The 21,170-nt window shown below is 70.1% G+C and carries 19 protein-coding genes and 1 pseudogene; 9 read left to right on the top strand and 11 right to left on the bottom strand.

Features of this window, described 5'->3' with window-relative positions; genetic code table 11:
• Window positions 1-201: 201 nt before the first annotated feature.
• From G4G93_RS03070 to G4G93_RS03060, 3 genes are all read right to left on the bottom strand, one after another.
• On the bottom strand, window positions 202-741 hold the full coding sequence (locus G4G93_RS03070) for a Spy/CpxP family protein refolding chaperone (RefSeq protein WP_165081021.1): 540 nt from the start codon (window positions 739-741) through the stop codon (window positions 202-204).
• Between the two features lie 179 nt (window positions 742-920).
• Entirely contained in the window at window positions 921-1,310 is a 390-nt protein-coding gene (locus G4G93_RS03065) for a hypothetical protein (protein ID WP_165081019.1), read from the bottom strand.
• A gap of 276 nt (window positions 1,311-1,586) precedes the next feature.
• Window positions 1,587-1,781, bottom strand: a complete 195-nt coding sequence (locus G4G93_RS03060; protein ID WP_165081017.1) for a hypothetical protein — start codon at window positions 1,779-1,781, stop codon at window positions 1,587-1,589.
• Window positions 1,782-2,196: 415 nt separating this feature from the next.
• Between G4G93_RS03060 and G4G93_RS03055 the strand changes: the two genes are divergently transcribed.
• Window positions 2,197-3,315, top strand: coding sequence for an AraC family transcriptional regulator (locus G4G93_RS03055; RefSeq protein ID WP_165081015.1), 1,119 nt, complete (start codon window positions 2,197-2,199; stop codon window positions 3,313-3,315).
• Window positions 3,316-3,505: 190 nt separating this feature from the next.
• Here G4G93_RS03055 and G4G93_RS03050 read toward each other — a convergent pair whose 3' ends face one another.
• Window positions 3,506-4,348 carry a universal stress protein gene (locus G4G93_RS03050; protein WP_165081013.1) on the bottom strand — a complete coding sequence of 281 codons (843 nt, stop codon included), beginning with the start codon at window positions 4,346-4,348 and terminating at the stop codon, window positions 3,506-3,508.
• Window positions 4,349-4,520: 172 nt separating this feature from the next.
• On the opposite strand from G4G93_RS03050, the gene G4G93_RS03045 reads away from it, so the two are divergent.
• The 3 genes from G4G93_RS03045 (at window position 4,521) to G4G93_RS03035 (ending at window position 8,395) form a co-directional block, all read left to right on the top strand.
• On the top strand, window positions 4,521-7,580 hold the full coding sequence (locus G4G93_RS03045; RefSeq protein ID WP_165081354.1) for a cation-translocating P-type ATPase: 3,060 nt from the start codon (window positions 4,521-4,523) through the stop codon (window positions 7,578-7,580).
• An 84-nt stretch (window positions 7,581-7,664) separates the two neighbouring features.
• Window positions 7,665-8,033 carry an SPW repeat protein gene (locus G4G93_RS03040; protein WP_165081011.1) on the top strand — a complete coding sequence of 123 codons (369 nt, stop codon included), beginning with the start codon at window positions 7,665-7,667 and terminating at the stop codon, window positions 8,031-8,033.
• On the top strand, window positions 8,030-8,395 hold the full coding sequence (locus G4G93_RS03035; RefSeq protein WP_165081009.1) for a c-type cytochrome: 366 nt from the start codon (window positions 8,030-8,032) through the stop codon (window positions 8,393-8,395). Before G4G93_RS03040 ends, G4G93_RS03035 begins: the two co-directional genes overlap by 4 nt.
• Window positions 8,396-8,588: 193 nt before the next feature.
• Here G4G93_RS03035 and G4G93_RS35715 read toward each other — a convergent pair.
• Together G4G93_RS35715 and G4G93_RS03025 are read right to left on the bottom strand one after the other, a co-directional pair.
• Window positions 8,589-8,795 (bottom strand): annotated as a pseudogene (locus G4G93_RS35715) (transposase); the annotation flags it as partial.
• A 610-nt stretch (window positions 8,796-9,405) separates the two neighbouring features.
• On the bottom strand, window positions 9,406-10,239 hold the full coding sequence (locus G4G93_RS03025; RefSeq protein WP_165081004.1) for a glycosyltransferase: 834 nt from the start codon (window positions 10,237-10,239) through the stop codon (window positions 9,406-9,408).
• 318 nt (window positions 10,240-10,557) lie between these two features.
• On the opposite strand from G4G93_RS03025, the gene G4G93_RS03020 reads away from it, so the two are divergent.
• The 3 genes from G4G93_RS03020 to ugpA all read left to right on the top strand — a co-directional run bounded on the left by G4G93_RS03020 (window position 10,558) and on the right by ugpA (window position 13,462).
• Window positions 10,558-10,923, top strand: a complete 366-nt coding sequence (locus G4G93_RS03020; protein ID WP_165081002.1) for a hypothetical protein — start codon at window positions 10,558-10,560, stop codon at window positions 10,921-10,923.
• Between the two features lie 321 nt (window positions 10,924-11,244).
• Entirely contained in the window at window positions 11,245-12,573 is a 1,329-nt protein-coding gene (ugpB, locus tag G4G93_RS03015) for a sn-glycerol-3-phosphate ABC transporter substrate-binding protein UgpB (protein ID WP_165081000.1), read from the top strand.
• 4 nt (window positions 12,574-12,577) lie between these two features.
• The gene (gene ugpA, locus G4G93_RS03010) at window positions 12,578-13,462 is read left to right on the top strand and encodes a sn-glycerol-3-phosphate ABC transporter permease UgpA (RefSeq protein ID WP_165080998.1); all 885 of its coding nucleotides are present in this window, start codon (window positions 12,578-12,580) and stop codon (window positions 13,460-13,462) included.
• A gap of 122 nt (window positions 13,463-13,584) precedes the next feature.
• Here the strand turns inward: ugpA and G4G93_RS03005 are convergent, their stop codons facing one another.
• From G4G93_RS03005 to G4G93_RS02995, 3 genes are all read right to left on the bottom strand, one after another.
• Window positions 13,585-14,001, bottom strand: a complete 417-nt coding sequence (locus tag G4G93_RS03005) for a hypothetical protein (RefSeq protein ID WP_165080996.1) — start codon at window positions 13,999-14,001, stop codon at window positions 13,585-13,587.
• Between the two features lie 219 nt (window positions 14,002-14,220).
• Window positions 14,221-14,700, bottom strand: coding sequence for a GNAT family N-acetyltransferase (locus G4G93_RS03000; protein ID WP_312891657.1), 480 nt, complete (start codon window positions 14,698-14,700; stop codon window positions 14,221-14,223).
• Window positions 14,697-16,316 (bottom strand): glucan biosynthesis protein G, encoded by a 1,620-nt coding sequence (locus G4G93_RS02995; protein ID WP_165080994.1) that lies wholly within the window; start codon window positions 16,314-16,316, stop codon window positions 14,697-14,699. The genes G4G93_RS03000 and G4G93_RS02995 overlap by 4 nt, the downstream gene beginning before the upstream one ends.
• A 697-nt stretch (window positions 16,317-17,013) precedes the next feature.
• On the opposite strand from G4G93_RS02995, the gene G4G93_RS02990 reads away from it, so the two are divergent.
• Both G4G93_RS02990 and G4G93_RS02985 read left to right on the top strand, forming a co-directional pair.
• Window positions 17,014-18,180, top strand: coding sequence for a type III PLP-dependent enzyme (locus G4G93_RS02990; protein WP_165080992.1), 1,167 nt, complete (start codon window positions 17,014-17,016; stop codon window positions 18,178-18,180).
• 178 nt (window positions 18,181-18,358) lie between these two features.
• Window positions 18,359-18,895: a GNAT family N-acetyltransferase gene (locus G4G93_RS02985; protein WP_165080990.1), complete on the top strand. Its 537-nt coding sequence runs from the start codon at window positions 18,359-18,361 to the stop codon at window positions 18,893-18,895.
• Between the two features lie 246 nt (window positions 18,896-19,141).
• Here G4G93_RS02985 and G4G93_RS02980 read toward each other — a convergent pair whose 3' ends face one another.
• Window positions 19,142-19,771 carry a TetR/AcrR family transcriptional regulator gene (locus tag G4G93_RS02980; RefSeq protein WP_165080988.1) on the bottom strand — a complete coding sequence of 210 codons (630 nt, stop codon included), beginning with the start codon at window positions 19,769-19,771 and terminating at the stop codon, window positions 19,142-19,144.
• 25 nt (window positions 19,772-19,796) lie between these two features.
• Window positions 19,797-21,131, bottom strand: coding sequence for a phenylacetate--CoA ligase PaaK (paaK, locus tag G4G93_RS02975; protein WP_165080985.1), 1,335 nt, complete (start codon window positions 21,129-21,131; stop codon window positions 19,797-19,799).
• Window positions 21,132-21,170 lie beyond the last annotated feature (39 nt).

Below are 21,170 nucleotides of genomic sequence, written 5' to 3'. Positions count from 1 at the left end.
ACGAACCGACTTCAGGAACCGACTTGCCCCCGCGAGGATTGCCCCCGCGAGGAGCGACGGGCGCCCTCGCACGACCGGGACGCGGGACGCCGCGAGAAATCCTGCGGGCAGGGCTCCTCGCGGGTCATCGCCGAAACCCGTCCTGGCGTTCCCCTGGCGTTCCGTCGAGGTCCGGAGGGACCACCCCCAGCCCGGAAACGCTCAGCCTTCGTCGTCCTCGTCCTCGACCAGCTCCCTGCGGCGAGTCTCGATCGCCTCGCGCAAGCCGCCGATGATCCTCGCCGTGACCAGCCGCATCCGCTCCTTCTGATCCGGACCGAGAGTCTGGTAGAGGGGCTGCCATGCATCGCCGAGTCGCTTGAGCTCTGCCGACCGCTGGCCGAGCGAGTCGGCGCGCGTCCGCATCGCGGCGATCGGATCGACCTCGCCCCGCTGCTGCAGATGCCCGACCAGGGCGGACAGCCGGTGATAGCGCCCCTCCGCGCGGGCGCGGATCGCCTCCTCGACGGGCGGCCAGTAGCGCTGCTGCTCCGGCGTCAGCTGGAGCACGGCCTTCACGACTCCGATCCGGGCATCGGTCAGAACCTTGAAATTCGCCTGGCTCACCGTGGCTTGGCTCACCGTGGCGCTTTCGCCGATCGCGCCGGTCGTCGTTACGTCCCCGGCCCGAACCGCGGACGATCCGGCCCAAGGTCCGGCCAGGAATCCCACCACGGCGATCGCGGCGCCTGCGCCGATCATGCGTTTTTGCATCGCTGCCTCCTTCGGGATGATTCTGTAGGGAGCTTTCGGATACGGGCAGGCGGCCCGCTCTCCGACGTGTCTCGCGGCGGCGCGAACGAGGCCGCCCCGACCGGTCGGGTGTCTCGCCCGTCCGGACGAGACGCGGCCGGCCGCTCGTCCGACGCGACGCCCCTCGATCAGTGGCTGATGACGCGCATGACCCGGCGGGATCCGAGATCGACCACCACGGCGTGATCGTCCGGAGAGATGAAGTAGCCGTAGTATCCGACCGGATTCAGTCCCGGGACCGAGACGTTCTGAAACGAGCCGAGCTCGAGCCAGCCGGGAATCACGCTGCCGCGTCCGACGCGCACGCCGCTCGGCTCGGAGTAGCGGGGCCCCGAATCGAACAGGGCGTCGATCGTGCCGGGCTCGCCGCCCGACATCAGCACGCCGCGTTGTGCGAGCTGCGGGTTGACGCGCACCACCAGCGGCTGGGCCGACACCGCGACGCAGGCGAGCCCGCCCACCGCCGGCAGTCCGAACCCCACGGTCAGGCGCACACAGCGCAAGATACGAGACAGCATCGCTCTCCTCCTCTTCAGGTCATCTGATGGCCCGGATGATCGATCTCATTATGGTCTGGCCTCGAAGAGCACGCTTGATTGATCGAGACAAACATATCAGGCCGACGAAAAATTTTGATTAGGCGGCGATCCCGAAACCGACCGGCGGCCCATGGCTCAGTTTGTGCGACCTCACGTTTCGAGACCTTGGGGCCGCCCGGTCGCAGCCGATCCCGTCGCGGCGCGTCCCGGTCCGGACGGCATCTTGCGCGACATGCGTCCCGGCACGATCGATCGTCATCGAGGCTGCACCCGCTCGGGGCCACGCACCGGGCAACCATGACGGCGACGCCCGAGATCAATCGCGGCATCAATCAAATCAAGAATAGAAATATATTTTGCCGCAAAAACATGACTATAAATCCGATTTCTACAGGCATCCGGCATGATTAAATCCGACCGATGTTGATCCATATCAAGGCTGATCGTCACCCGCCGATTATCGTTTTGGTTCCGCGATGCGGCCGGATGGAACCCGGCGTCTTGGCCTGGCGGGCCGGTCGCCTTGCCTGTCAGGCAGCTGCCCTGACGACCGCGGGGTCCGCTGGCCGACGGAGCGATGGGCGGCAGGTCTTTCATCGATCACGACCGACGAAGCGCCTAACAATTATTATTTAATTTTTTTATTGTAAAATACTGGCGAAAAGCAGCCATTGCATCCGAAGTTCGGTGCAATTCCTGTTTTTAGTCCCATGCGTCGCAAGCACATCTCATGCGTCGCACCACGATGAACTTGCCGAAGCCGGAGTCCCGATCCGGGACGCTTCACCGATCGTGCCGGCCGGCGGTGCGCCGGCACGCCCGGCTCCGGCGGGATGCTCACGAGGCAGAGTGGGGAGGAAAGGGCATGACGACGTCGCTCTCAGCGGGTCACGAGCGATCGACGCCTGGGCTCGCCGACGAAGGCGGCGCCTCCGGGTCGCCGATCGCCGTCGGCTTCGTCTCCGGCGGCGCCGTCGAGGCGGCGAGCGGGACGCTGGCCGCACTCGGGATCGCGCAGGACCGGCTGCTCGTGCAGAGCGGCATCGATCCGCACGATCTCGGGCGCACCGACCCGGTCGCCTTCGCGCTCGGCCGCCTGATGGTCGTGGCCGCACACCGGAGCGGATGCCCCCATGGCGGTCTTCTGGCCGGCCGGCGCACGACCCTGGCATCCGTCGAGCTGCTCGGTGTGCTGATGAGGAACTCCGAGACCGTCGGCGATGCCCTGCGGGCGCTCGAGGTGCACCAGGGGCTCTTCGACCGCGGCGCCGTCATCGATGTCGGGGTCGACGGGCCGGTCGCCGTCGCGAGCTACGCCCCCTACGAACCGGACGCGGACGGCATCGCGCTTCACTGCGAGCGGGCGCTGACCGCGATGACGACCCTCCTGCGCGCCCTCTGCGATGCGGAGTGGGCGCCCGACGAGGTGCTGGTGCCGCGCTCGCAGCCGCGGGACACGAAGCCCTACGCGGACTTCTTCCGCGCTCCCGTGCGCTTCGAGCAGGAGATCGCGGCGCTGGTCTTCCCGGCGGCGCTCCTCGTGCGCCCGGTCGCCGGCGCGAACCCCGTCCTGTGCAGGATCGCCGAGCGGCGCCTGCGCCGGTTCGAGTCCGGCGGCCTCACGGACGAGTTGCGCCGCCACCTCAGGGCATCCCTGATCCACGGGGGGCTCAGCGCCCAACGGGCCGCGGAGACGATGGCGGTGCACCGGCGGACGCTGAGCCGGCGCCTGAAGGCCGAGGGAACCTGCTACCGGTCGGTGGCGAACGAGACCCGCCTCGCCGTGGCGCGGCAATTGCTCGCCGACACGGATCTCGGCCTGGCGGAGATCTCCGCCACCCTCGAATTCTCGGAACCCGCCGCCTTCACGCATGCCTTCCGGCGCTGGACCGGAACGACGCCGAGCGCGTGGCGCAGGGATCGGCGCGGACGCGCGGCGACGGCGGAACGGGCCGCGCCGGGCCAGGGCGGAGAGGCGCCGTGACCGCCGCGGCGCGCCCGATCCCGGGCGCGCCGCCTCCCGCCGGTTCCGGTGGCGGCGGGGTCGGAGAAGCCGAGTCCCTCGGCGAGGAGGCCGGCGCTCACCGGCAAGCCCGCGATCCCGAGCAAGTCCTCGCTTCCCGGCAAGTCTTCGGTCACCGGGCGAAATGCGCGGGCGGCTCGATGCGCCCGGCTCAATGCGCCATCAGGAGCGGGACCGGGCAGGCGCGCAGCATCCCCTGCGTCACCCCGCCGAACACCGTCTCGCGCAGGAGCGAGTGGACGAAGGCGCCCATCACGATCATGTCGGCTCCCGTTTCCGTCGCGTGACCGCGCAGGGTGCCGGCGACGTCCCCGTCCCTCGCCGGCAGGTCGGTGACCGTCACGGCGACGCCGTGATGCGCGAGGCCGGGCGCCACCTCGGCGCCCGGGACCGCGTGCGAGAGGTCCTTCTCGCCGCTCACCACGACGATGTCGACGCTCTCGGCCTGGCGGAGGAACGGCAGGGCGTCGTGGAGGGCGCGGGCCGCCTGGGCGCTGCCGTCCCAGGCGACGAGGATGCGTCGCGTCGTGACGGTCTCGCAGCCCGGCGGGACGACGATCAGCGGGCGACCGCTCTCGAACAGCAGCGTCTCGATCAGGCCGCGGTCGCCCGTCAGCATCCGCGGCTCGGCGTCGATCACCGCGAGGTCGTGTAGCCGCGCCTGGGCCGAGAAGCGCGCGAGCAGGCGGTCGTAGGAGAGGTGCTCGGCCTGCGCGGTACATAGGATGCCGGCGGCGGCCGCGTCGCCCCGGGCCCGCTCGGCCACGGCCTGCGCCAGGTCCCGCAGCCGCCGGTTCTCCGCGGCGACGACCATGCCGACGAAGCGGCTGATCCAGGCATGCGGCACGACCAGCCGGACCGAGACCGCCTGGACGGTCACCCGCGCATGTGCGCGCTCCGCCAGCGACAGGCCGTAGGCGAGCGCGCTCGACGGGGTCTCGTCGCCCAGGCGCTCGGTCAGGGCGATCAGGATGTTGCGCAGGTTCTCGATCATGGCCGCCCCGGGGATGTCCGACGCGCGCGAGTGTGGCGGCCCGGCCCGCGGGCACGTTGCGCTGGATCAACGACGCCTCGCCCGATCGGTCGTGGGTTCGGGCCGAAGGCCGCCGCCGATCGGGGCCGACCGAGGGAGGCGCCCGGTGAGCGAGCCGACGATGACGGGCCGGATGCACGCGGGCCGGGACGGATCCGACGACGATGCGGGGGCGAACCTGCCCGAGACCGGTCGCGAGATCGAGCGCCTGCCTCCGGACGCCGTGGCGGCCGCCCTCGGCGTCGATGCCGTCTCCGGGTTGAGCCGGGGCGAGGCGCACGTCCGGGCCGGGCTCTGGGGGCCCAATGCCCTGCGCTCCCGTCCGCCCGTCCCGACCTGGCGCCGGCTGACGGCCCAGCTCGCCGACCCGCTGGTCCTGCTGCTCGTCGCCGCGGCGGCGGTCTCGGCCGGCTTGTGGCTCCGGCAGGCGGTGGCGGAGGGCCGGTCCGGCCCGCCCTTCGAAGCCCTGGCGATCCTGGGCATCGTGGTCCTCAACGCCGCGATGGGCGTCCTGCAGGAGGCGCGGGCCGAGCGGGCCGTCGCCGCCCTGCGGCGGATGTCGGCCGCCCGGGCGCGCGTCGTCCGGGACGGGATCCACCTGGAGATCCCGGCGACCGAACTGGTGCCGGGCGACGTGATCCGGATCGAGGAGGGCGACGCGATCCCCGCCGATGCCCGGCTGATCGCGACGAGCGCCCTGCGGGCCGGCGAGGCCGCCCTGACGGGCGAGAGCGTCCCGGTGCCCAAGAACGCCCTGCCCAAGAACGCCATGCCCGAAAACGTCCTGCCCGAGGACGCCCTGCCCGAGGACGCCTCGTCCCTCGCCGGTGATGCGAGCCTGGATGGCCGGCGCACCATGGTGTTCAGCGGCACAACGATCGTCGCCGGGCGGGGCCTCGGCATCGTCACGGCGACCGGGATGCGGACCGAGCTCGGCCGCATCGCCGGGATGCTGGAGGATACGCAGGAGGAGGCCACGCCGCTCCAGGTCGCCCTCGCCCGGCTCGGCCGGCGCCTCGGGCTCGCAGTTCTCGTCATCGCCGCCGCGCTGGCGGCGATCATCGTCCTCGCCGAGGAGGTCCGCACCGTCGCCGCCCTGCTCGAGACCCTGATCGTCGCGGTGGCGCTCGCGGTCGCGGCGGTGCCGGAGGGGCTGCCGGCGATCGTCACCGCGGCGCTCTCGCTGGGCGTGCTACGCATGGCCCGCAGGCGGGCGATCGTGCGCCGGCTCGCCGCCGTCGAGACGCTGGGCTCGGCCGACGTGATCGCCTCCGACAAGACCGGCACGCTCACCCGCAACACGATGACCGTCCGGACGGTCGTGACGGCGGGCGGGCGCAGCCCGCTCGACGGTGCCCCGGCCGGCCGCGACCGTGACGGACGGCCGAGCGGCGAGGTGGAGGCGGCCCTCCTCGCGGGTGCGCTCGCCAACGATGCCGTCCTGCAGGAGCGCGAGGGCGGCTGGACCGTCCAGGGCGACCCGACCGAGGGCGCCCTGCTCCTCGCCGCCCGGAACGCCGGCCTCGACGCCGCCCTGCGCGGCTTCGTCCGCCTCGGCGAGATCCCGTTCTCGTCCGAGCGCCGGCGGATGAGCGCGGTCCACCGCGAGGCGGGCCGGGACGGGGTGCTCGTCGCGCTGAAGGGCGCACCCGAGGTCGTGCTGTCGCGCTGCACGCGCGAACGCGCCGACGGGCAGGACCGGCCGCTCACGCCGGCGCGGCGCGAGGCGATCCTCGCGGCGAGTGCGGGCTTCGCCGGGGACGGTCTGCGGACCCTCGGCCTCGCCCACCGGCGGATGCCGGATGGGGGCGGTGCGGCCCTGGAGGAGGTCGAGCAGGATCTCGTCTTCCTCGGCCTCGTCGGCATGAGCGACCCGCCCCGGCCGGAGGCCCGCGAGGCGGTGGCCCGCGCCAGGACCGCGGGCATCCGGTCGGTCATGATCACGGGCGATCACCCGCGCACCGCCGCGGCGGTCGCGGCCGAGCTCGGCATCGCCGCCGACGGCGCCGTCCTCACGGGTGACCAGATCGACGCGCTCTCGCCGGAGGCGCTGGACGAGGCCGTGCGCCACGTCTCGGTCTATGCCCGCGTCGCGCCCGCGCACAAGCTGCGGATCGTGCGGGCGCTTCAGCGCAACGGCCTCGTCGTCGCCATGACCGGCGACGGCGTGAACGACGCACCCGCCCTGAAGGCGGCGGACATCGGCATCGCCATGGGGGCGACCGGCACCGACGTCGCGCGCGAGGCGGCCGACATCGTGCTCGCCGACGACAACTTCGCCACCATCGTGTCGGCGGTCGAGGAAGGCCGGGCGATCTTCGCCAACATCCGCAAGGTTCTGCGCTACCTGTTGTCGTCGAATCTCGGCGAGGTGGCGGTGATGGGCCTCGGCGTCGTGCTGGCCCCGGCCCTCGGGCTCGCCGCCGGTCCCGGCGAGGTGGTGCTGCCGCTCCTGGCGACGCAGATCCTGTGGATCAACTTCGTCACCGACGGCGTGCCGGCGCTCGCCCTCGCGGTCGATCCGGCAGACCCGGCCGTGATGACCCTCGCGCCGCGACCGCGGCGCGAGGGCGTGCTGACCGGCGCGATGGGGTGGAGCATCGGCTTCGTCGGCCTCGTGACCGCGTCGTGCAGCCTGTTCGTTCTCGACGCCTGCCTGCCCGGTGGGCTCGTCGAGGGCACCGGCACCCCGGCCTATGCCCGGACGATGACCTTCACGACCCTGGTCCTGTGCCAGCTCTTCAACGTCCTCAACGCCCGCTCCGGGGAGGCGAGCGCGCTCGACGGCCTGTTCGGGAACCGCTGGCTCTGGGCCGCGGTCGTCGTCTCGCTCCTGCTCCAGGTCGCCGTGATCGAAACGCCGGTCCTGCAACGAGGCTTCTCGACGGTGAGCCTGAGCCTCGGCGACTGGCTGTACTGCGCCGGCGTCGCCAGCGGGGTCCTGGTTCTCGAGGAGTTGCGAAAGGCGGTCCTTCGCGCGCGGCGGGCCGTCCCTCCCGGCCTGCGAACGACCGAGGGCCGTGGGCCGGCCGTCCTCGTCCCCGCAACCGGCCCGCCGGTGACGCCGGCCACCCCGGCCGAGGATCGACCCGACCGCCAGCGACCCCGCCTGCCGGGGATTGCGCCTCTTATGCCCGCGCCTCTCGGGCGGCCCGACGTCACCGGGCAAGGAGACCGCCGCGGCCCGCCTTGATCCAGATCATCCGCGTCGGGTCCGGGGCCGGTATCCTCCGACTCCGCCCGCCGAGCGGCGGCCGACGCCGGATGGAGCCATCCGATGCACCGATCCCACCCCGACTTCCGCTGGCCTCCCCGGGCGGACGAGATCCTGCTCGCAGCCCTGCAGCACGCGGCCGGCACCGCGCTCGTCGTCGCCGCCTGGGTCCTGATCATCGCCGGGAATGCCGGGGCCGCGGCCTCGGCGCTGCCGCCGGGCCTGATGATTCTCGTGCTCTCAGGAATCGATCCGGCCCGCATCCGCCCGGCGATCGAGCGGGCGATCGTGATCCTGGGAACCGGCGCGGCCCTCGCCCCCTGGCTGTTCGGATTCTCGGCCAACGACGCCGCCACCTGGACGCACGTCGTCCTCGGGGCGGTGGCCGCGGGGTCCGCCGCGGCGCGTCTGTGCTTCGCGAGGGCATCATGAGCCCCCGGCCGTCCGCCGCCCTTCGGGCAATGCTCGTCGCCGCCCTGGTGCCCCCCGGCGCCTCGATCCAGCTCGCCTTCCCCGAGGCTGCCCTCGCGGCGGATGCCGCCCGCGGCCAGCTCCTCGCCGTGCAGCTCTGCAGCGCGTGCCACGCGGTCGGCCGCGAGCAGAATGCGGGCGGGTTCGTCGGGCCGTCCTTCGTCGGCATCGCCACCATGCCCTCGACGACCGGGCTCGCCCTCAGCGTCTTCCTGCAGAGCCATCACCAGCGGATGCCGAGCCTGCGGCTGGAGCGGGACGAACGCGACGCGATCATCGATTACATCCTCAGCCTCAAGGCGGGCCCGCGGGCAGCCCGGTGAGGACGCGCCGCCATCTGCCGCAAGACGCCACGGTGCAGCTTCCAGGCCGGCGTGATCAGGCCGTCCTCGACGATCCAGGGCGTACGGACAGTCGCCGCGCGCGCTTGCGATCCGGACTTGCGATACGGCCCTTGGGGAGGGCGAGAGGGATGTGCAAGCCACCGACGATGGAGATGGCGGGGTGAGCCATCATCGGCCCGAAGTCGCTCGGTAGGCAGCGCCACGGGCAGCCGGTCTTCTCTTGGTACAGGCAGGTGGTGACCACCTCGCGCAGGTCGACCTTGAGCGGGTCGTCGCTCGGCAGCGTGGGCGCGATCAGCGCCCATTGCGCATCGGTCAGGTCGCATGGATAGCAATAGCCGTCGTCCTTGCTGAGATCGCGATTCGCTTGCGTCCAAATCGGATCCTCCCGCCAACGACGACGCGCCACGCTATCAATCATTCAAACATTATCCAGATACGCTCCGACGGAATTTCATATTTATATTCGTTCGGCCCGTCAGGACAAGAGTGCGTGTTGTGATTTATACTTTGTCTCTTGAAGTCAATTAACAGGACAACGTGATTTAGATGGTTGGGCGCGGCCAGCGATGGCCCGCCCGATCGACTCCGGGCTGCAATCATCCCATTTTTGCCGCCGCACCCGCCTCGTCATAAAGGCGGGCGCCCCGGCCGGACGACCGGGCGTCCCCCGATCACAGGAACGCAGGCAATAAGCGACGTCAGCCGGGCGGTGTGGCCCTGGCCGGCAGGAGGCGGCCCACAGGATGCGCGCCGCGAGCACGCTTCCCTGGAAACCGTCCGCCTGGGAATCGCATGGGGCGGCCGCTTCGCTCTGAAGGCGATCCCCGTCTCACAACGTATGGCTGCCGCAGCAGGATCCGGCCGCCTGCCTCCAGCCCGACGACGCCGCAACTCGACTCACCCGAGGGCGATCCCCAGCCGCGATGCTCACGGCTGCGCTCCATTCCTCGCGAGGGCTGCATCGAAGGACCGATCTGCGCGCTTGGTCACGTCGAGAGCCGCGCTGTCGGGCAGGACGCCAGGAGGGCGGAACGCGCCTGCGGCGTGACCAAATCGATGATGGTCCGCCGAAGGGCGGCGTAGGCCGTGCTTCCCCGCCGCAGCAGCACGTCGCCGCGTGGATTCGGCTCAACCAGCGCGGAGCGGTCCGTGATCATGTGCGGTTTCAGGAACTGGAAGTGCGAAATCGCGGGCGGGCCCTCACAGCCGTAGAACGGACGGCAATTCAGGCTCTGCGGCAGAGGGAGCCACAATCCCTGACAGACGGAGTTCAAGACTCCTTGATCATACCACGGGTTGACGAGCGTTCCGGACGCGATGTCGATCAGCAACCGTCGGAAGACATCATGGAGACTGCGCATGAACGCGACGTTCAGGAGCATGACGCCGGCATTGAACGCCCGCTCGGTCTCGCGCACAAGATCGCCGTCGATGATGATCTCCCTCGCCGCCGCGAGCGGCACGGAGCCGGGATTCAGCTGCACGTCCCGATGGAAGACGACATCCGTGTCGGTGTAGATGATATTATCTGCTTCTTCTTCAAGATTGGGAATATCGAAACGCAAGGAATTACCGAGCAACCAGTCATAATCGATATCGGCCTGCCCCCGGTAATTTTCAATCTGTTCCCTAAAGCTTAAGCGATGGGGGATGACGACGACGCCCCGGTCGCGCAAGTAGGAGAGCAACGGATTGGCTCGGCCATCGTAGACAAGGTGAGGCCTCAAGGTCGTCATTCGCAGGCAGGACTCGACCGCTGCGATCAATGTTTCGCCGCCGGCTTCGAGCGCCGCCTCGTTGCAGCAGGTGTACCACTTCATCGGATGTTCCATCCGCACGCCGCCCGGGTTCGCGGCCGGCAGGGATGCTTCGTTCTGCTTCGCATCCGTTCACGCCATGACGCCCTTCGAACCCGCATCCGTACCGCGACATCCCGCCCGCGAGAAGATCGCGGCATCAGTCGTACCCTGGCGACGGTGCGCGCCGCCCCCTTCCCGCCCCGGCCATGCGGACCGACCACCGAGGGAGGGAGACGCCGAACGCCGCTTGGTGATCGGGAGGCCCAGACGCTATCACTGCGCGGCGAATCGGCCGCGCTACCCCAGCGGGCCGCCTCCCCAGCGTTGAAAGAGATCGTCATGGCCGACCAGGACTGGCGCAGCGTGATCAGCGACGATGGTCAGGCCGCCGTGATCACCCTCCCGCAGGGCGCGACGGAGGAGGCAACCATCGTGTTCCACAGCGTCGACGACCTCGATCGGCTGATCCAAATGGTGGGCGTGCTTCGGGCCCAGATGACGCCCCCCGTGCCGACGACGCCGCACGACACGGATATCCCGATGAGCACCACCTCTCCGGTCTGGGCCGCGCTCGCGGACCGGACGGATGGCAAGCGGCCGCTCCTCATCCGGCATCCTGGCCTGGGATGGATCGGGTTCCTGTTCGATGACGACAGCGCGGCGATGCTCGCGGCGTCGCTGACGAGCCCGTCCGTGGCTCGATGACATTGCAGGTCGCGGTCATCGCGACGGCGCGCTTCTCCGATGCGTGAGCGCTCCTCTCACGCTCCGCGCGCCCGCGCCTCCGCGCGTGGGCAGCCGCCACGACAGGCCGCATCCCAAGCCGCCGGAGCCGGCCCGGGCCCGGGAAACGCCCGACGCCCAGACGCCAGGCTCTTGTCGCGCGGGCACGGCCGTGCTTAGCCAGCTACTAACAAATGCCCCGCCGCCTGAGACGGTACGGGCCGCGTGCCCCCCGGCGTCCCTGTCGTCGGAGTGTCACACCGGCTCCGCATGAGGGGCCGCACACGAGGAGACGACACCCCGATGGCCCCCACCACGACCATCCGCATCGCGCTCGCCGGCTTCGGCCTGGCGGCGACCCTGGCAGCCGCCACTCCGGCGCTCGCCGTGACCGAGCTGCAATGGTGGCACGCGATGACGGGCGCCAACAACGACGCCGTCAACCGCCTCGCCGACGAGTTCAACGCCTCGCAGAGCGACTACAAGGTGGTGCCGACCTACAAGGGCAATTACGGCGAGACGCTGAACGCCGGCATCGCGGCCTTCCGCGCCGGCACCGCGCCGCACATCATGCAGGTGTTCGAGGTCGGCACCGCCACGATGATGTCGGCCAAGGGTGCGATCAAGCCGGTCTACCAGCTGATGAAAGACGCGGGCGAGCCGTTCGACCCGAACGCCTACCTGCCGGCGATCACCGGGTATTACTCGACGACCAAGGGCGAGATGCTCTCGTTCCCATTCAACTCGTCGTCGATGGTGATGTGGGCCAACCTCGACGCCCTGAAGGCGATCGGGCTCTCGGAGCCGCCGAAGACCTGGCCGGACCTGTTCGCCGCGGCCAAGAAGCTGACGCAGAACGGCTTCCCGAATTGCGGCTTCTCGACCACCTGGGTCACCTGGCTCAACATCGAGCAGCTCTCGGCCTGGCACAACCTGCCGGTGGCCACCAAGGCCAACGGCATGGACGGCCTCGACGCCACGCTCGAGATCAACGGTCCGCTGCAGGTCAAGCATCTCGGCAACCTCGCCGAGGCGCAGAAGGACAAGTCCTTCGACTATTCCGGCCGCTACGACAGCGGCTTCGGCCGCTTCACCGCCGGCGAGTGCCCGATCATGTTCGGCTCGTCGGGCTCCTACGGCAACGTCAAGGGCGCGGCGAAGTTCGCCTGGGCCTCGGCGCCGATGCCCTACTATCCCGACGTGCCGGGCGCGCCGCAGAACAGCATCATCGGCGGCGCCTCCCTGTGGGTGATGGGCGGCAAGAAGCCCGACGAGTACAAGGGCGTGGCGAAGTTCTTCAGCTTCCTGTCCGATACGGACCGCCAGGCCAAGCTCCACCAGACCACCGGTTACATGCCCATCACCAAGGCGGCCTACGAGAAATCGAAGGCGGACGGCTTCTACGACAAGAACCCGGCCCTCGAGACGCCGATCAAGGAGCTGACCAACAAGCCGCCGACCGAGAATTCCCGTGGCTTGCGCCTCGGCAACCTGCCGCAGATGCGCGACCTGTGGGCTGAGGAGATCGAGGCGGCGCTCGCGGGCAAGAAGACGCCGAAGCAGGCCCTCGACGAGGCGACGGCCCGCGGCAACGCGATGCTGCGCCAGTTCGAGAAGCAGGCCGGGCGGTAACGTCATGGGTCCCGAGCGCGTCACCTTCGGAGGCCGGCTGCTGCCGGCGGTGCTGATCGCGCCGCAGCTCCTCATCGTCGGCCTGTTCTTCTACTGGCCGGCCGTGCAGGCGGTCTGGCAGTCGTTCCAGATGCAGGACGCGTTCGGGCTCTCGACCGAGTTCGTCTGGTTCGAGAATTACCGGGCGTTGTTCACGGATCCGGGCTACTATCAGGCTCTCGTCACCACGCTGATCTTCGCGGCGGCGGTGGCGGGACTCTCGCTCGGCTTCGCGCTGCTGCTCGCTACGATGGCGGACCGGGAGATCCGGGGTGCGGGGATCTACCGGACCCTGCTGATCTGGCCCTACGCGGTGGCGCCGGCGGTGGCCGGCGTGCTGTTCGGCTTCCTGTTCCAGCCCGGCCTCGGGCTGATCGCCCGCGGTCTCAACCAGATCGGCATCCCGTGGAACCCGCTGCTCGACGGGACCCACGCCATGATCCTGGTGGTGATGGCGGCGGCCTGGAAGCAGGTCTCGTACAACTTCCTGTTCTTCCTCGCCGGCCTGCAGGCGATCCCCGGCAGCGTGATCGAGGCGGCGGCGATCGACGGGGCCGGCCCGGCGCGGCGGTTCTGGACCATCGTGTTCCCGCTGCTCTCGCCGACCACGTTCTTCCTGATGGTGGTCAACGTCGTCTACGCCTTCTGCGAAACGTTCGGCGTCATCGACGTGCTCACCCATGGCGGCCCGGGCCGGGCGACCCAGACGCTCGTCTACAAGGTCTACCAGGACGGCCGCATCGGCGCCGATCTCGGCGGCTCGGCGGCGCAGTCGGTGGTGCTGATGGCGATCGTGATCGGGCTGACGGCGATCCAGTTCCGGTACGTCGAGAAGCGGGTGGCGTATTGATTCCAAGGTGATGGACGGATCAGCCCTGCTTGGTCCACCCCCTCCGCGTCATCCCGGGCTCCGCCGCGCGGCCCCGGAATGACGAGGACAGCAGATCGGTCGCGGGTCCGTGAAGCCCGCCCTCACATCGCCCGCATCTGCCGATCCACGAAGGCCTGCACGCTCTCGACCTTCGCGGACATCCGCTCGTTGACGCACATCTGCACGGTGGTGCCGTAATACAGCATCCCATGGCTCTTCTGCTTGTGGCACTCGTAGACCGGCTTGGCGTAGAGGCCGCCGGCGAGCAGCACCGGCACCGCCAGCGCCTTGGCGAGCATCGCAAGGCCGCGCGGGACGCCGCCGGCCCGGGCGGGGGCCGGGGCCCAGACGATCTCGATGGTGCGCGGCCCGACCGGTTCGGGCCGGACCGGAAGCCGGGAGCACGGCTCGAAACGATGAGGCAGCCGGTCGGGCAGGGTCAGGGGCGGCAGCGTGTCTGCAACGGCGCCGCGGTGGCCGGCGATCATCCTGCGGAAATCGGCGTTGGTCAGGGCCATGGCTACCAGGTTCTCCCCGAAGATCCCAGAGTGAGGCAGCGTCTGCCTCGCGTACCGGGATCTCTGCGTAAGGTGTGCCAATCGTAACGAAGCGGAAACCATTCCGTCACGGCACATCCTGACGGGAAAACGTTCAGGACGGTGGTACCGTCTCCCGTCCCGCTCGTATGCTGGTTGTGTCAGGGCGGGGCAGGGCGGGCGCCCGCCCCGCCCATCGCCTCACCGGGACGCCAGCGGCTTCTCGTAGCGCCAGGCGGTGGTACCGTCCTCGTAATAGTCCGGCACGGTCTCGAACCGCTGATAACCGCTGCGCTCGTAGAGGCGGATGCCGGCGCCGTTATCCTCGCGGACCTCGAGCCTCAGGCGGTCGCATTCATGGGCCAGGGCTTCCGCCTCGGCGGCCTCGAGCAGAACCCGGCCGAGCCCGGTGCCGGCCCGGCTCGGCGCCACCGCGATCGAGGACAGGCGGGCGCGGCGGCTGCTGCGGCGGCGCTCGATCGTGGCGGCGCCGACCAGCACCGCGCCGTCGAGGGCGACGAGGAGCGAGATCGACGGCGACCCGATGGCGTGGCGGATCGCCCGACGGTCCGCCCGGTCGGCGGCGAAGGCGGCGACCTCGAGCGCCATCAGGGCGTCGAGGTCTTCCGGAAGCGCCGGCCGGACGGTCACGGCCGACGCCTGGGATGCAGGACCGGTCACGCGGCCTTCCACGGATAGGTCCAGGTCTCGGTCAGGGTCTGGCCGCGGGCGCGCAGGAAGGCGCGCAGGTCCGTCGCCTGGCCGGGCTGGTCGAGGCGCACGTCGATCGCCGCGCGGAACCCCTTCACGTGGAGATTGGGCACCAGCGAGACCGCGGTGATCTTGCCGGCGGTGGTCGAGGGCACGATCTCGACCGCCTTCGGGTCGGTGAGCCAGTAGGCGAGGTCGCCGCCCGAGAAGTCGACGAGGAAGCGCCGCGTGAGCGGCTCGCTGCCGTCGGCCGTGCCGCCGCTCGCCGTGGTGCGGGCGACATAGGTGTTCACCACCCGACCGCCCGGATGCAGGTCGTCGGTCTCGGCCAGCGCCCGCACCTTGTAGGACAGTTCCACCGCCTCGCCGGGCTGGTAGGGCTGCTTGGGCTGCCAGGAGGCCACGATGTTGTCGTGGGTCTCGTTCTCGGTCGGCAGCTCGACGAGGCGCACCGTGCCCTCGCCCCACTCGCCCTGCGGCTCGACCCAGTAGCCCGGACGGCGGTGATAGAACGCCTCGAGATCCTGGTAATCCTCGAACACGCGGTCGCGCTGCATCAGCCCGAAGCCCTTTGGGTTGCGGTCCTGGAAGGCCGAGATCCAGCGCTCCTTCGGGTTGCGCAGGGGCCGCCAGATCCACTCGCCGCCGCCGGACTGCATCAGCAGACCGTCGGAGTCGTGCAGCTCGGGCCGGTAATCGTCCGAGTGGTGGCGGTCGTTCTCGCCGATGAAGAACATCGAGGTCAGCGGCGCGATGCCGACCGTTGCCAGCTCGCGGCGCGGAACGAGCGTGCAGCGCACGTCGACCACGGTCTCGTCGCCCGGATAGACCAGGAACTGGAACGCCCCGGTGGAGGACGGCCCGTCGAGGAGGGCGTAGATCACCGCCCGGTCGGCGCCCTTCGGCGGCATCTCGATCCAGAACTCGCGGAAGACCGGGAATTCCTCCGGTCCGCCGACACCCTCGACATTCAGCGCCAGGCCCCGGGCCGACAGCCCGTAGAGCTGGTCGCGGCCGAGGAAACGGTAGTAGCTGGCGCCGAGGAACGAGATCAGCTCGTCGAGCACGCCCGGCTTGTTGAGCGGGTAGTGCAGCCGGAAGCCGGCGAAGCCGAGGGTGACCGGCAGCGGCTTGTCAACGGTGGTGCGGCCGTAATCGAACAGGGCGGGCTGGTAGGGGATCGGCGTCGGCACGCCGTCGCGCACCACGTTCACGGTCACCGGGCGGGTGTAAAGGAAGCCGAGGTGGAACAGCTGGAGCCGGAACGGACCGTCCTGGTCCCCCAGCAGCGCCTTGTCCGGCCGGAAGCGGATGTCGCGCCAGGCATCGTAATCGAGGGAGGCGAGCGGCGCCGGCAGCGGCGCGACGCCGGCCTCGAAGGGGGCGCCCGCGAGGGCCTTCGCCCGGCGCACCACCTCGTCGAAGCGGAAGCGCGGCGGGCCCGCCGGAGCCGGGATCGGGGCCGGCGGCGGCAGGGCGCTCGGGCCGGGTTGGGTCGGCCCGACCTGAGCGGTGGTGGCCCGGGTCAGGGCGGCGGTGGAAAGCAGGCCGGCAAGCAGCGCGCGGCGCGAGGGTGCGATGGTCATGGTGCCCTAGGAGTAAGGCGCGTCGGCTGAACGCGCGCCTCGTGCGTCGCCCGGTTGAATGGCCCGTCCGGCGCCACTTGAGAAGGGCCCGCGACGTGACGCTTTCTCCATGCGGCGGGCCGCACGCGTGTCCCGCGTGCCACGGCAGGAGAATCCGGCGGAAATCCGCATCATGAGGCTTGCGGCGGAGGGCCGTGACCCGTATCTACCGCCTTGCCCAATTTCGCACGTGCCTGTGGCCGCGTGCCGGTTGGTGGGCATCCGGACAAGAGGCCGGACAGCCGCCAGGGGTCTTAAAGGATCGATGGCCGGGAAGGGTGGATCCCTCCGGCCGGCATCCAGGTGGCGACACCGGACCCCGACAACAACCGGCAGCCGGAGGCAAAACCGGCGAACCCCGCTCTCCACGGGGGACGCAGCTTAAAGCAACGACGAACGGGCTTTTTTGGTCTCGTCGGCCCTCCAAAGGCCGACACCGAAGAGGCTTGTTTCTCCTTGCCCCGAGTGCGGATCGGGTTTCCCCGTTCCAAGCAAAGGCAGCTTCCGGGTGCTCTGCGCCCGCGTCGCACGGCGTGTCTCCACAGCACGTCCGCGCCGCGCCGCAACGCCCCCTGACGCCGGACGGCCGACGCGCGCCGTCTTGACCTCGACTTCGGGTTCCCGCGGGAGCCCTCTCGAACCTTTGGTGGGGCTGATCATGACCGATCGCATCCGCGATTTCCTGCGCGTGCGCCGCGAGCTCGGCCGGGACGAGGGTCCCGTGATGGTCCTCGACCTCGATGTCGTGCGCGACAACTACACCGCCTTCGCCCGCGCCCTGCCGGACACCCGGGTCTTCTACGCCGTCAAGGCGAACCCGGCTCCCGAGGTGCTGCGCACGCTCGCCGAGATGGGCTCGTGCTTCGACACCGCCTCGGTGGTCGAGATCCAGATGGCGCTCGCCGCCGGCGCCACCGCCGACCGCGTGTCGTTCGGCAACACCATCAAGAAGGAGCGTTGCATCGCCCGCGCGCTTCAGCTCGGCGTGCGGCTTTTCGCCGTCGACTGCCAGGCCGAGATCGACAAGATCGCCCGCGCTGCCGACGCGGTCAAGGTTGCCCGCGAGGACGTGCAGGTGTTCTGCCGCATCCTGTGCGACGGCGCCGGGGCCGAGTGGCCGTTGTCGCGCAAGTTCGGCTGCGTGCCGGAGATGGCGGTGGACGTGCTGGAGCACGGCACCCGGGCGGGGCTCAATGCCTACGGCGTGTCGTTCCATGTCGGCTCGCAGCAGGGCAACACGGAAGCCTGGGACGGGGCTCTCGCCTCGGCCTCGATGATCTTCCGCGAATGCGCCACCCGCGGCATCCATCTCTCGATGGTGAACCTCGGCGGCGGCTTCCCGACGAAGTACCTCAAGGCGGTGCCCGGCGTGGAATCCTACGGCGACGCGATCTTCCGGGCGCTGACCAAGCATTTCGGCAACCATCTCCCGGAGACGATCATCGAGCCGGGCCGCGGCATGGTCGGCAATGCGGGCATGATCGAGGCCGAGGTGGTGCTGGTCTCGCAGAAGTCCGACGCCGCCGACGAGGTGCGGTGGGTCTATCTCGACATCGGCAAGTTCGGCGGCCTCGCCGAGACGATGGACGAGTCGATCCGCTACCGCATCGTCACCGAGCGCGACGAGGATCGCACGATCCCCTGCGTGCTCGCCGGCCCGACCTGCGACTCGGCCGACGTGCTCTACGAGAAGACCCCGTACCCGCTGCCGATCTCCCTGGCGATCGGCGACAAGGTGCTGATCGAGGGCGCAGGCGCCTACACCACCACCTACGCGGCGGTGGCATTCAACGGCTTCCCGCCGCTCCAGTCCTACGTGATCTGACGTTTCGGCGCCTCACCGCGCCGCTTCCTCGGAACGATGCGCCGGGTCCGCCGTTTTTGCGGGCCCCGGCGCATCCGTGCCTGCATCCACATCCCACTAGTCCCGGACGGCCCGCCGCGTGCGGCGGGTGCGAGGGCTGTCCTTCGCCCGTTTTTGTCAGTCTCGGGAGGGTACGGCCGTGATCCAGATCCGCGACGAGCGCGCCGCCGACATCGCCGCGCGCGAGCACCTGCTCGACGTCTGCTTCGGCGAGGCCCGCTTCACCAAGACCTGCGAGCGCCTGCGCGAGGGCCGCCTTCCGGCGGACGGCCTCGCCCTGGTGGTCGAGATGGACGGCCGCCTGGTCTCCACCGTGCGCCTGTGGCACGTCGAGGCCGGCGACCGCCCCGCCCTGATGCTGGGGCCGATCGCGGTCGATCCCGGCCTGCACGGGCTCGGCCTCGGCAACAGGCTGATGCGCGAGGCGCTCGCCCGCGCGGCGTCGCTCGGCCACCGGGCGGTGATCCTGGTGGGCGATGCGCCCTACTACGCCCGCTTCGGCTTCACCCGCGAGCGGGTCGGGACCCTGAGCCTGCCGGGCCCCTACGCGCCGGAGCGGTTCCTGGCCCTCGACCTCGTGCCCGGGGCGCTCGACGGCGCCACCGGCATGGTGCGGGCGACCGGGCAGCTGGTGCCGGGCACCCTGTCGGCGGAGGAGTTCCGCGTCGCGGCGTGAGCGCGGTGGGGAGGACCGACCTCTCCCACCCGCCCCTGTCCCGGACGATTGCAGCGACAGGGGAAGGAGGTCCGGGATCCAGGAGATATGTGCCGCGAAGCGGCTCGATATGCTGCACCGTTGCATGCAGACGGACGCTTCTCGAATTCCTGTGCTGGCTCCCGGATCTCCTTCCACTTCGTTGCAGCCGTCCGGGAAAGGGCGTGGTGCTTGCATTTTTGAGCGCATCGGCTGTCGGATCGCGGCCTACCCCCCCACCACCCTCATCTCCGCCGCCCGCTCCTCGCCGATTCCCCGCGCGCCCTCGGCGATGAGCCGCGTCACCAGATCCGCGTAATCCGCGCGGGTCAGCCCGGCGCCCGGCTTGAACCAGAGATAGTGCCAGTTGACCATGCCGAAGAACGACATGGTCACGGGCTTGAGCAAGGCCGTCCCGGCGAGGTGCGGCGCCACCCCGGCAATCGCCTCGGAGAACAGGCGCACCAGCTCGCGCTCGCTCGTCTTCACCTCCGCCTGACGCTCCGCCGAGAGCAGGCCCAGATGGTTGATCTGGACCTTGTGCTGCGCGTCGGCGTCCCGGTAGGCCTCGAGCAGCGCTTCGGTGAGGCTGCGCAGGCGCGGCTCGGGCGCGAGGCCCGGACGGTCGGCAGCCTCGACCGCCTCCAGCAACTCCTCCAGGTGCCGCCGGATCACGTCGAACAGGATCTCGTCCTTGTCGCGGTAATAGTGGTAGAGGTTCGCCTTCGAGACGCCACAGGCCTCGGCGATCCGGCTCATCGAGGCGCGGTCGTAGCCGTGGGCGGCGAACAGCTCGGCCGAGCGATCCAGGATCGCCCGGCTCTTGTCGTCGTAGTCGCTGGCGCGGGTGCGGGCCATGGGGTCTCGTCGCCGGTAATCTTCGCTATTCCCGGGGGCGCCGGTCGATGACGCGGCGGGCCTTGCCGAGGGAGCGCTCGATGCCTCCCGGGGGCAGAACCTCCACCGTCGCGGTGATGCCGATCGTGTCCTTGACCGCGTGGCAGAGCCGGTCGGCCGCCGCCTCGCGCAACTCCGCGATGTCGGCCTCCGGCCGCGCCTCGACGCGGATCGTCATGGTGTCCATCCGGCCCTCGCGGGCCAGCACCACCTGATAATGCGCCGACAGGGCCGGGATCGTCAGGATCTTCTCCTCGATCTGGCTCGGGAACACGTTGACCCCGCGCACGATCATCATGTCGTCGGAGCGGCCGGTGATCTTCTCCATCCGGCGCATCGCCCGGGCGGTGCCGGGGAGCAGCCGGGTCAGGTCGCGGGTGCGGTAGCGGATCACCGGCATCGCCTGCTTGGTGAGCGAGGTGAAGACGAGTTCCCCCTCCTCGCCGTCCGGCAGCACCGCACCGGTCCGCGGATCGACGATCTCCGGGTAGAAATGGTCTTCCCAGATATGCAGCCCGTCCTTGGTCTCGACGCACTCGCTCGCGACCCCCGGCCCCATCACCTCGGACAGGCCGTAGATGTCGACGGCGTGGAGGTCGAACGCCTCCTCGATCTCCTGGCGCATCGCGTTGGTCCAGGGCTCGGCCCCGAAGATGCCGATCTTGAGCGAGGAGGCCCGCGGGTCGAGCCCCTGGCGGCGGAACTCGTCGAGGATCGCCAGCATGTAGGACGGCGTCACCATGATGATGTCGGGCTTGAAGTCCTGGATCAGCTGGACCTGGCGCTCGGTCATCCCGCCCGACATCGGGATCACCGTGCAGCCGAGGCGCTCGGCGCCGTAATGGGCGCCCAGGCCCCCGGTGAACAGCCCGTAGCCGTAGGCGACGTGGATCAGCATCCCGGGCCGCCCGCCCGCGGCGCGGATCGAGCGCGCCACCACGTCGGCCCAGGTGTCGATGTCGGCCCTGGTGTAGCCGACCACCGTCGGCTTGCCGGTGGTGCCGGATGACGCGTGGATGCGCGCCACCTGCTCGCGCGGCACCGCGAACATCCCGAACGGGTAGTTCGCCCGCAAGTCGGCCTTGGCGGTGAAGGGGAAGCGGGCGAGGTCGGGCAGGTCCTGGAAGTCGCGCGGATGCACGCCGGCCGCGTCGAAGGCGGCGCGGTAATGCGGCACGTCGGCATAGGCGTGGTGCAGGGTCTCGCGGAGCTTCTCGCGCTGCCAGGCGGCGAGCTCGGCCCGCGAGGCGGTCTCGAACCGGTCGAGCTCGGAGGGCTCCGGCACCATCCGGGTGAGCTTGCGGGGGGCGATCTGGAGCATGGCGATTCTCCCTGGTGTTCTTATGAAATCCTGCCTGAG

It is taken from the genome of Methylobacterium sp. DB0501, from assembly GCF_011043735.1.
In the GTDB taxonomy this organism is placed as follows: domain Bacteria; phylum Pseudomonadota; class Alphaproteobacteria; order Rhizobiales; family Beijerinckiaceae; genus Methylobacterium; species Methylobacterium alsaeris.
Note: the sequence above shows the minus strand (reverse complement) of the source record. Positions and strands in the feature narration are given on the sequence as shown.

Bases quoted from the DNA above. Each gene is read 5' to 3' on its own strand.
- G4G93_RS02980 (WP_165080988.1), bottom strand. From the start codon at position 19,771: ATGGCCCGCACCCGCGCCAGCGACTACGACGACAAGAGCCGGGCGATC.
- ugpA (WP_165080998.1), top strand. From the start codon at position 12,578: ATGGGTCCCGAGCGCGTCACCTTCGGAGGCCGGCTGCTGCCGGCGGTG.
- G4G93_RS03035 (WP_165081009.1), top strand. From the start codon at position 8,030: ATGAGCCCCCGGCCGTCCGCCGCCCTTCGGGCAATGCTCGTCGCCGCC.
- G4G93_RS02990 (WP_165080992.1), top strand. From the start codon at position 17,014: ATGACCGATCGCATCCGCGATTTCCTGCGCGTGCGCCGCGAGCTCGGC.
- ugpB (WP_165081000.1), top strand. From the start codon at position 11,245: ATGGCCCCCACCACGACCATCCGCATCGCGCTCGCCGGCTTCGGCCTG.
- G4G93_RS03020 (WP_165081002.1), top strand. From the start codon at position 10,558: ATGGCCGACCAGGACTGGCGCAGCGTGATCAGCGACGATGGTCAGGCC.
- G4G93_RS03005 (WP_165080996.1), bottom strand. From the start codon at position 14,001: ATGGCCCTGACCAACGCCGATTTCCGCAGGATGATCGCCGGCCACCGC.
- G4G93_RS03050 (WP_165081013.1), bottom strand. From the start codon at position 4,348: ATGATCGAGAACCTGCGCAACATCCTGATCGCCCTGACCGAGCGCCTG.
- G4G93_RS03055 (WP_165081015.1), top strand. From the start codon at position 2,197: ATGACGACGTCGCTCTCAGCGGGTCACGAGCGATCGACGCCTGGGCTC.
- paaK (WP_165080985.1), bottom strand. From the start codon at position 21,131: ATGCTCCAGATCGCCCCCCGCAAGCTCACCCGGATGGTGCCGGAGCCC.
- G4G93_RS02995 (WP_165080994.1), bottom strand. From the start codon at position 16,316: ATGACCATCGCACCCTCGCGCCGCGCGCTGCTTGCCGGCCTGCTTTCC.
- G4G93_RS03065 (WP_165081019.1), bottom strand. From the start codon at position 1,310: ATGCTGTCTCGTATCTTGCGCTGTGTGCGCCTGACCGTGGGGTTCGGA.
- G4G93_RS03070 (WP_165081021.1), bottom strand. From the start codon at position 741: ATGATCGGCGCAGGCGCCGCGATCGCCGTGGTGGGATTCCTGGCCGGA.
- G4G93_RS03040 (WP_165081011.1), top strand. From the start codon at position 7,665: ATGCACCGATCCCACCCCGACTTCCGCTGGCCTCCCCGGGCGGACGAG.
- G4G93_RS03025 (WP_165081004.1), bottom strand. From the start codon at position 10,239: ATGAAGTGGTACACCTGCTGCAACGAGGCGGCGCTCGAAGCCGGCGGC.
- G4G93_RS03045 (WP_165081354.1), top strand. From the start codon at position 4,521: ATGCACGCGGGCCGGGACGGATCCGACGACGATGCGGGGGCGAACCTG.